Origin of the sequence: Novosphingobium sp., from assembly GCF_041915465.1 — a bacterium.
Lineage (GTDB): Bacteria > Pseudomonadota > Alphaproteobacteria > Sphingomonadales > Sphingomonadaceae > Novosphingobium.
This window is the reverse complement of the sequence record NZ_JAYSBK010000125.1, coordinates 1-7,645: the sequence shown is the minus strand read 5'-3', so window position 1 is coordinate 7,645 and position 7,645 is coordinate 1. Positions and strand designations below refer to the sequence as shown.

Genomic DNA, 7,645 nt, shown 5'->3' with positions numbered 1-7,645 from the left:
AGTGCCCCACACCGGACCGGGACGGATTCACCCGGCAGCAAAACCCGCACGCAATAGGGCCTGCGGGCTGAAGGAAACGAAATGTTCGACGTCAAAACCGTATCCATGGAGTGGGGCGGAAAGACCCTCACGCTGGAAACCGGCCGCATTGCCCGTCAGGCTGACGGCGCGGTCCTCGCCACTTATGGCGAAACTGTTGTGCTCTGCGCCGTCACGGCCGCCAAGAGCGTCAAGGAAGGTCAGGACTTCTTCCCGCTGACCGTCCACTACCAGGAAAAGTTCTTCGCCGCCGGTCGTATCCCGGGCGGCTTCTTCAAGCGCGAACGCGGCGCCACGGAAAAGGAAACGCTGGTTTCCCGCCTGATCGACCGTCCGGTCCGTCCGCTGTTCCCCGAAGGCTTCTATAACGAAATCAACGTCATCGCCCAGGTGCTGAGCTATGACGGCGAAATCGAACCCGATGTGCTGGCGATGATCGCCGCCTCGGCTGCCCTCACCATCTCGGGCGTGCCGTTCATGGGCCCGATCGGCGCTTGCCGCGTGGGCTACGAAGACGGTGCCTACACGCTCAACCCGCGCCAGGACGTCGCTGCCGCCGGCGCGCTCGACCTGGTCGTTGCCGCCACCGGCAACGCGGTGATGATGGTTGAATCGCAGGCCCGCGAGCTGTCGGAAGACGTGATGCTCGGCGCCGTGATGTTCGCGCATGATGAGTGCAAGAAGGTCGTCAACCTGATCATCGACCTCGCCGAAAAGGCCGCGAAGGAACCTTGGGAAGTCGTTGTCAGCGACAATTCGGCGATCAAGGCCAAGCTCAAGGAACTGATCGGCGATGACATCGCCGCTGCCTACAAGCTGACCGATAAGTCGGCCCGATCGAACGCGCTCAACGCGGCGCGCGACAAGGCCAAGGCTGCCTTCGCCGGTGAAGACGCCCAGACCCAGATGGTTGCGATCAAGTCGGTCAAGAAGGTCGAAGCCGATATCGTTCGCGGCGCGATCCTCAAGGATGGCACCCGCATCGACGGCCGCAAGACCACGCAGGTCCGCCCGATCGAATCGATGGTCGGCTTCCTTCCGCGCACCCACGGTTCGGCCCTGTTCACCCGCGGTGAAACGCAGTCGATCTGCACCACCACGCTGGGCACCAAGGACGCCGAGCAGATGATCGACGGCCTCGAAGGCCTGTCGTATTCGAACTTCATGCTGCACTACAACTTCCCGCCCTATTCGGTTGGCGAAGTTGGCCGTTTTGGCGCGCCCAGCCGCCGCGACGTTGGCCATGGCAAGCTTGCCTGGCGCGCGCTGCAGGCCGTGCTGCCCAAGAAGGAAGACTTCCCGTACACGATCCGCGTGGTCTCGGACATCACCGAGTCCAACGGTTCGTCCTCGATGGCGACCGTCTGCGGCGGCGCGCTGTCGATGATGGACGCGGGCGTTCCGCTGACCCGTCCGGTCTCGGGCATCGCCATGGGTCTGATCCTCGAAGGCGACGAGTTCACCGTGCTGTCCGACATCCTGGGTGACGAAGATCACCTGGGCGATATGGACTTCAAGGTGGCCGGTACCAGCGAAGGCATCACCACGATGCAGATGGACATCAAGGTGGCCGGCATCACGAAGGAAATCTTCGAAGCCGCGCTCAACCAGGCCAAGGACGGCCGCGCCCACATCCTGGGCGAGATGACCAAGGCGCTGGGTTCGGCCCGCACCGAACTGTCGGCCCACGCCCCGCGTATCGAGACGATCCAGATCGACAAGTCGAAGATCCGTGACGTCATCGGCACCGGCGGCAAGGTGATCCGCGAAATCGTCGCCGAAACCGGCGCGAAGGTGGACATCGACGACGAAGGCGTGATCAAGATCTCGTCGTCCGACCTCAGCCAGATCGAAGCCGCCAAGAAGTGGATCCTTGGCATCGTCGAGGAACCGGAAGTCGGCAAGATCTATGACGGCAAGGTCGTCACGATCGTCGATTTCGGTGCTTTCGTGAACTTCATGGGCGGCAAGGACGGCCTCGTCCACGTCAGCGAAATGAAGAACGAGCGCGTTGAAAAGCCGACCGACGTGGTTTCGGAAGGCCAGGCCGTGAAGGTCAAGGTGCTCGAAATCGATCCGCGCGGCAAGGTTCGCCTGTCGATGCGCGTCGTCGATCAGGAAACCGGCGCCGAACTCGAAGACACCCGCCCGCCGCGCGAACCGCGCGAACCGCGTGGCGATCGCGGCGACCGCCGTGGTCCGCGTGGTGACCGTGACCGTGGCGGTCGCGGCGACCGTGGCCCGCGCCGTGACGGCGGTGACCGTGGTCCCCGCCGTGACCGCGAAGAAGGCGGCACCCCGGATCACATGCCGGCGTTCCTCAAGGGCGACGACTAAGTCCTCGTTCCTGAGCGGAAAATACGAAGGGGGCTGCTGCGGCGGCCCCCTTTTTTCTTGCCAGTAAGTGGTGCGGGGTGTTTCTTGCTTGCCGGACGCGCGCCCGGCTTGAAGGACCTCTCGACATGACACGACGCATCCTGCTGCTGGCGGCATCGGTGCTGGGCCTTGCCGCCCTGCCTTCAGCGCTGGAGGCAAGCAGCGACTATACCTGCACGCCCAACTGGAAGCTCGATCAGCGCCAGCTCGATTGCTCGGGGTTGGCCATGCTCAGCCCGGGCAACGATACCCGGATCAACTTGCTGTTCCTGATGCGCGACCGGGGCGGCATCGGCACGGCGGGGCTAAGCTACCGCAAGTCGGACTATGGCGCGGGCGGGTTCGGTCACACCTTCTTCGACTGGAAGACGCTGCGCGACAGCTATTATCCGGCGGGCGCCTATGATCCCGATGCGCCCGAGGCCGAATATGTCGACACGAGCTGCGGCGAACACGCACTTTCGACGCTTGCCTTCCTCGCCGCGCTGGGTGCCGCCAAGACCCTGCCCGCCGCCGAGCTCGATGCGCTGACGCAGGCCCGTGCCGCGGTCGGCGAAACCTGCCGCGATCCCGAACACAAGACCGCCTGGCCCAGTATCTCCTCGGCCAGCGGCAAGGAGTTTCTCGCCTATCTTCAGGGGGCGGATGCTGTTTACGGCGAACGCTGGGGCGATGCCCGGGCCGCGTTTGCATCGCTGGGCGGGGCCAGCGACCCGTGGGTGCGGGAAACCGCCGCCTACATGACCGGGCGGATCGCCCTGCGCGCCGCCCAGGCCGATGCTTTCAACGAGTGGGGCGATTTTGCCGGGCCGGACAAGGTCGACAAGGCGCTGGTGGCCGAAGGCAAGGCCGCGCTGGAACGCTTTCTCAAGGCTTGGCCAAAGGGGCTTTATGCCGAGTCCGCACAAGGGCTGCTGCGCCGCGCGATGTGGCTGGGCGCGGACTGGCACGCACTGGGGGCGGAATACGAGCGGCTGGCCGCAAGCGTCCCCGCAGACACGCTGGATGCGCCCGAACTGGTCGAAGAGATCGACAACAAGTTCCTGACCCGCGAGGCTTCGGCCGGGGCGGGCGGACCGCTGCTGCTCACCGTCGCGGACTTGTTGGCAATGCGTCAGCCTTACACCGAAGACGATTACGGTAACGACCATGCCGCTGATGCCCCGCGCGAGGCGCCCAAGCTGACGGCAGAGGCGCTGGCGGCGCAGGAGGCCGCCTTTGCCTCGTGGCCGGATCTCTATGCCTTCCTGCAAGCCAGCCACGCCTTTTACGTGACCGGCGATTACAAGCGCGTGCTGACCCTGATCCCCGACGATGCGCGCCAGCCCTCCTATGGCCCCTTTGCCTTCAGCCGCCAGGTGCTGCGCGGCATGGCGCTGGCGGCATTGAAAGATCCGAACGAGGCAAGCTTCTGGCTGGAACTGAGGCACGGCGCAGAACCGATGCACCAGCGCCAGGTGGTCGAGCTGGCGCTCGCGCTCAACTATGAACGCCACGGCAAGCTGGGGCTGGTTTTCGCCAAGGACTCTCCGGTTCAGGATGGCTTCACGCGCGAACGGCTGCTGCAGTACGCCGCCGGACCGGATGTGCTGCGCGCGGTTGCCGCCGATCCCTCGCGCGGGGATCACGAGCGCGATGTCGCTGCATTTACGCTGCTTTACAAGCAGCTTACACGTGGTTTCTACAGCGATTTCGTGCGCGATCTGGCGCTGGTCCGCCCCGGCGCGAGCAAGGAAGGCTGGCTGTGGGACTTTCAGTTGATGGACGATGTCCCCGCCGGGCTGTTCCCGCGCGGGCGCACGTCGGACGGCTATGCCTGCCCCTCGATCGCGGCGACTGCGCAGATGCTCGCGGCCAATCCCGCCAGCGTGAAGGGGCGGCTGTGCTGGGGGGATTTCCTGCGCCTCAACGGCTTTGATGGGTTCACCTATCTCGACAGTCCCCCCCATCCCGACGAGCTTGGCGGGGCCGCCGCACTGTTCGCTGGCAAGCCGATGAACCGGAGCGCGGTCTACAAGTCGGTCATGGACGACAAGCGCGCCAGCGCAGACGACCGCGCCTATGCGCTCTACCGCGCGGTGCGCTGCTATGCCCCGGCGGGCAACAACAGTTGCGGCGGGGACGAGGTGGACCTCGCCGTGCGCAAGGGATGGTACAACCGGCTGAAGGCCGAATATCCGAAGAGTCCGTGGGCCAGGAAACTGCGCTTCTACTGGTAAGCCGCCGCGCGGCGCTGATCGGCGGTGCGGCGCTGGCGCTGGCAGCGTGCGGACGGCGCGGGCAGGGCCGTGTCGATCCGCGCGAGTATGACGCCTTCTTCCTGTGGGCCGGAGTGCGCGCACCCGGCTGGCTGGCGCGCGCGAAGACTATCTACGCGCTTTGCGGTGAAGTGCGCGCCGCCGATCCCTCGCGGCTTGCCGTGCTGCGCGCGGCCCCGCGCGGCGTTGCGGCCGAACTGTGGCTGGTGGTGCGCACCGAGCGGCTCGACTGGACCGAGCGGACCTATGGCGCGGTGCTCGCCGAACTTGACCGCTGGGCCAGTGCAAATCCGCATGTTGCGGGGCTACAGGTCGATTTCGATGCCGCAACGCGCGGGCTGGCGGGCTACGTTGCATTTCTGCAAGACCTGCGCCGCCGCCTACCGTCCCGCTTTCAGCTCTCGATCACCGGTTTGATGGACTGGAGCGCGAATGGCGATCCGGCTGCGCTGGCGGTCCTGGCAGGCGTGGTCGACGAGGTCGTGGTGCAAACCTATCAGGGGCGCAGCACGATCCCGGGATACGAAAACTACCTGGCGCGGCTTGGTACGCTGCCGATTCCGTTCAAGGTCGCGCTGGCCCAAGGCGGGGAATGGCGCGAACCACCCGGCTTGCGCCGCGCGCCCCACTTTCGCGGTTTCGTGGTGTTCCTGCTCGCTCCTGCGCCCTAGCCAGCGATCTTCACATTTGTTAGTATTACTTACAAATCGGAGTGGTTGAGAGGAACCCAATGCATATCAAGGATTTTGCCGGCAAGACGGCGTTCGTCACGGGCGGGGCAAGCGGCATCGGGCTTGGCATCGCCAAGGTGCTGGTGGAGCGCGGCGCGCGCGTGGTGATTGCAGACTTGCGCGCTGATCATATCGAAAACGCACTGGCCCAATTTGCCGGCGGAACCGGATCGAATGCGGTTTCGGCATTGCAGCTCGATGTCACCAGCCGCGATGCCTATGCCGAAGCGGCGGCGAAGATGCAGGCCGATTTCGGCGGGATCGACATTCTGGTCAACAATGCGGGGGTCGGCCTTGAAGGGCCGATCCTGAAAGCAACCTATGCTGACTATGACTTTGGCTTCGGCGTGAACATCGGCGGGGTGATCAACGGCTTTGTCAGCTTCCTCCCGCAAATGATCGCGCATGGCCGGGGTGGGCACATCGTGTCCACGGCCAGCCTGGCCGCCGAAGTGGTGATGCCGCCGCATCTTGCGATCTATGCCGCCAGCAAGGCTGCCGTGTGCCATTACTGCGAAGCGGTGAAGCCGGAACTGGCCGAACAGGGGATCGGCGTTTCGATCCTGCTGCCCGGTCCGATCAAGTCCAACATCCATCAGGCCATCCAAAACCGCCCAGAACACCTGCGCGCAGGCAGCGGCTTTGCCGAGAGCGAGCAAAAGCTCTCAGAGCGCGTGGTCGGCGATACCTGGATGGAGCCCGAGGAAGTGGGTGAAATGGTGGCGCGCGGGATCCTCGAAAATTCGACCTACATCGTCACTCACGGCATCTTCAAGGACTGGCAGCGCGCGCGCTCGCAGGCCGTGCTCGATGCTACGCCCGACGTGGAAAATTCGGCCGTTCGGGGGATCTGATCGGTTCAAGCCGCGTCGTTAAGCTCGATCCGCTGGGCAATCTCGATCCGGTTCTTGCCCCCCTGCTTGGCGTGATACAGTGCCGCATCGGCCGCCTTCAGGGCGGCGCGCCGGTCGGAGAAGGCGAAGACATCGGCGATCCCGCCCGAGAACGAGATCTGGCCGAAGGGTTCGTCGGTGGCGCGGTTGATCAGGCGACGCTCGGCCAGTTGTGCGCGCAGCAGATCGAGCCGCTGGTAGGCTTGCTCCAGCGGCATGTCGCGAAACAGCAGAACGAATTCCTCGCCTCCGTGGCGGGCGACGTGGCAGCGATCGTCCGAAATCTTGGCAAGCGCCTCGGCCACCAGCTTGAGAACGCGATCGCCCGCGTCGTGGCCGTGGCTGTCGTTGACGCGCTTGAAGTTGTCGATGTCGCAAAAGGCGACGCACAGGGCTTCGGCAGAAGCCCGGGCACTGCGATACTCCTCTTCGAAGCGGGCTTCGAAGGCGCGGCGATTGGGCAGGCCGGTGAGCATGTCTTCCTCGGCGTTGCGGCGGGCTTCGTCGAGCCGGCGTCGCAGCACGCGGGTCTGGGCTTCGCTCCGCAACATCTGCTTTTCGATGTCACGCGTGCGCTTGAGCATGACCTTGGCGATCGTGGCGAGTTCGGAAATCACCTCGCCGGCGATGTTCACCTGCTCCAACTCGCCGACGTGTTCCTCGAGCGCGGACTGGTATTCGCTGGTGGCCTTGTGGGCATCGGTGCTGGTGCGGGCGAACTCCTCGATGCTGGTCTCAAGCCGATCCATCAGCCGGGTCAGGACGGTGACGTCATCGTCATCGCTCGCCGGCCCGGCGATCTCGTCCAGCCAGTCGGAGGTAACCGGCTTGCGGGACTGCACCTGGCGGTCGATTTGGCGGACCATCTGCGGATCGGCCCCGGTGACATAGTTGTGCGCCGCAGTCAGCGTATGAGCGGTCACTTCGAGCTGGTGGACGTCAAGGAAGGCAAGAATCTCGCTCAGGTGACGCTCGCGCGCGATCTGACGACGATCCCGGCGCGGGCCGGAAACCTCCGGCTGGTCGTCCGGCGCAAGGTCAGCTGGCGGGCTCGCGCCAAAGCCAAGCCAGCCGAGCAAGCCGCCGCGCTGGCGGCCGAGTAAGGGGTCGTGTGCGGTCATGCCATGGTTAACGGCACCCCGCACCGGAGTTTAAGTCCCCGATATCAAAGAAGCAGCGAGCCGCGCGTAGGCGGAGCGTTACCGAACGCGCGGACCGCCGAAGGGCAGCGGCGGGGGCGGACGACGATGGCCGCGCGGCAACTGCGCCTGGTAGGCGCGGCCGCAATGCTCCACGCAATAGGGGAAACCGGGGTTCACCTTTTCACCGCAGAAGTGGAAATCGGGCT

At 65.0% G+C, this 7,645-nt stretch carries 6 protein-coding genes; 4 read left to right on the top strand and 2 right to left on the bottom strand.

All coding sequences use genetic code 11. The features are described from left to right. Nucleotides 1-81: 81 nt before the first annotated feature. The 4 genes from pnp to ACE3SN_RS15230 all read left to right on the top strand — a co-directional run bounded on the left by pnp (nucleotide 82) and on the right by ACE3SN_RS15230 (nucleotide 6,258). Nucleotides 82-2,376, top strand: coding sequence for a polyribonucleotide nucleotidyltransferase (pnp, locus tag ACE3SN_RS15245; protein WP_374531439.1), 2,295 nt, complete (start codon nucleotides 82-84; stop codon nucleotides 2,374-2,376). A gap of 125 nt (nucleotides 2,377-2,501) precedes the next feature. Next, nucleotides 2,502-4,634, top strand: coding sequence for a hypothetical protein (locus ACE3SN_RS15240; RefSeq protein ID WP_374531437.1), 2,133 nt, complete (start codon nucleotides 2,502-2,504; stop codon nucleotides 4,632-4,634). Next, the gene (locus ACE3SN_RS15235; RefSeq protein ID WP_374531435.1) at nucleotides 4,604-5,344 is read left to right on the top strand and encodes a DUF3142 domain-containing protein; all 741 of its coding nucleotides are present in this window, start codon (nucleotides 4,604-4,606) and stop codon (nucleotides 5,342-5,344) included. The genes ACE3SN_RS15240 and ACE3SN_RS15235 overlap by 31 nt, the downstream gene beginning before the upstream one ends. Before the next feature lie 59 nt (nucleotides 5,345-5,403). Then, on the top strand, nucleotides 5,404-6,258 hold the full coding sequence (locus ACE3SN_RS15230) for an SDR family oxidoreductase (RefSeq protein ID WP_374531433.1): 855 nt from the start codon (nucleotides 5,404-5,406) through the stop codon (nucleotides 6,256-6,258). Between the two features lie 5 nt (nucleotides 6,259-6,263). Here the strand turns inward: ACE3SN_RS15230 and ACE3SN_RS15225 are convergent, their stop codons facing one another. Together ACE3SN_RS15225 and ACE3SN_RS15220 are read right to left on the bottom strand one after the other, a co-directional pair. Continuing rightward, entirely contained in the window at nucleotides 6,264-7,418 is a 1,155-nt protein-coding gene (locus tag ACE3SN_RS15225; protein WP_374531431.1) for a diguanylate cyclase, read from the bottom strand. A 78-nt stretch (nucleotides 7,419-7,496) separates the two neighbouring features. Continuing rightward, nucleotides 7,497-7,645 (bottom strand): GcrA family cell cycle regulator (locus tag ACE3SN_RS15220; protein ID WP_374531441.1); only part of this gene is annotated, 149 nt, incomplete at its 5' end.

Bases quoted from the DNA above. Each gene is read 5' to 3' on its own strand.
- ACE3SN_RS15225 (WP_374531431.1), bottom strand. From the start codon at position 7,418: ATGACCGCACACGACCCCTTACTCGGCCGCCAGCGCGGCGGCTTGCTC.
- pnp (WP_374531439.1), top strand. From the start codon at position 82: ATGTTCGACGTCAAAACCGTATCCATGGAGTGGGGCGGAAAGACCCTC.
- ACE3SN_RS15240 (WP_374531437.1), top strand. From the start codon at position 2,502: ATGACACGACGCATCCTGCTGCTGGCGGCATCGGTGCTGGGCCTTGCC.
- ACE3SN_RS15230 (WP_374531433.1), top strand. From the start codon at position 5,404: ATGCATATCAAGGATTTTGCCGGCAAGACGGCGTTCGTCACGGGCGGG.